General features: G+C 46.0%; 2 pseudogenes. Both read left to right on the top strand.

Annotated features, from left to right (window positions below):
* Positions 1–150, top strand: a pseudogene (locus ACTHSP_RS21380) (sugar transporter); the annotation flags it as partial.
* 193 nt (positions 151–343) lie between these two features.
* Positions 344–576 (top strand): annotated as a pseudogene (locus ACTHSP_RS21375) (anion:sodium symporter); the annotation flags it as partial.

Raw genomic sequence — 576 nt, 5'->3', positions numbered from 1 at the left:
ATCGGCGGCGGTGCGCTTTTGGGACATTATGTAACCGTCTGGTTCGGCCTTTCCAATATCGGCATTGCCGGAGCCTTGCTGGCGGCGGCAGGTCTGGCCGTTTGCGGCTTGTTGTTTAAGGAACAAGACAATCTGACGCAAAATGTTTAAAATCCAATCACTTTCCTAATCGAACGGACAAACAGCCTTCCTGCTGCTTGTCCGTTTTTTATTTTATTTTAAAAAATAATTTACAATTTATTTACACTACATTAAATTACAAATATACTGTCGTTGTCAGGCCGTCTGAAAACGGCCGGCACAAGCGTAAAAGAAAAACCAGCAAACTTCAGAGGAACATTCTATGGATCTGCACGCAAAGGACAAAACCCAGCATCCGGAAAACGTCGAGCTGCTCAGTGCACAAAAGCCGATTACCGACTTTAAAGGCCTGCTGACCACCATCATCTCCGCCGTCGTCTGCTTCGGCATTTATTACATACTTCCTTATAGCCCTGATGCCAACAAAGGTATCGCGCTGTTGATTTTCGTTGCGGCACTTTGGTTTACCGAAGCCGTACACATTACCGTTACCGC

Source organism: Neisseria sp. P0001.S005, assembly GCF_051963715.1.
This window is presented reverse-complemented; position numbering and strand designations above follow the sequence as displayed.